The sequence below is a fragment of the Vibrio sp. 378 genome, from assembly GCF_033339435.1.
In genome coordinates, this window is the sequence record NZ_JAWOUO010001213.1 from 1 (window position 1) to 513 (window position 513).

General features: G+C 51.1%; 1 protein-coding gene. It reads right to left on the reverse strand.

Annotation, left to right across the window (positions count from 1 at the left end; genetic code table 11):
- The coding region (locus R7Q48_RS31205; RefSeq protein WP_318134299.1) for a methyl-accepting chemotaxis protein at positions 1-513 on the reverse strand (513 nt) is incomplete at both ends.

The following is a 513-nucleotide window of genomic DNA, read 5'->3' on the forward strand; positions in this document are numbered from 1 at the left end:
CGCTTGTTGCGTGCGCTGCGCAAGGTTACGAACTTCGTCCGCCACCACAGCAAAACCACGCCCTGCTTCACCAGCACGCGCCGCTTCAATCGCCGCATTCAAAGCAAGCAAGTTGGTTTGCTCAGAAATGCCTTGAATCGTACCCACTACGCTACCAATCGACTCAACACGCTCTTCAACTTGGTTTACGGCTTGTGCAGAAGAAGCAATATCTGAAGATAGCTCGCTCATCTTCGCCACTGTACTTTGCAAGAACTGTTGACCCGTTACGGCTTGCGTAGAAGCTTGTTCCGTCAAAGAAGAAGCCGTTTGAGCATGATCAGCCACCGTTTGTACGGTCGATGACATCTCACTCATGGCCGTCGCCAGTTGGTCAATCTCGTTGAACTCTTCCTGCGCCGACTCTTTAGTTTCTGACATACTCAATGTCATCACTTCCGTCAGTGTCGCTAGCTCGTCTGAGGCGTTGATTTGCATTTGAATCACGTCATGCAGTTGGCGACGCGTTTTCTC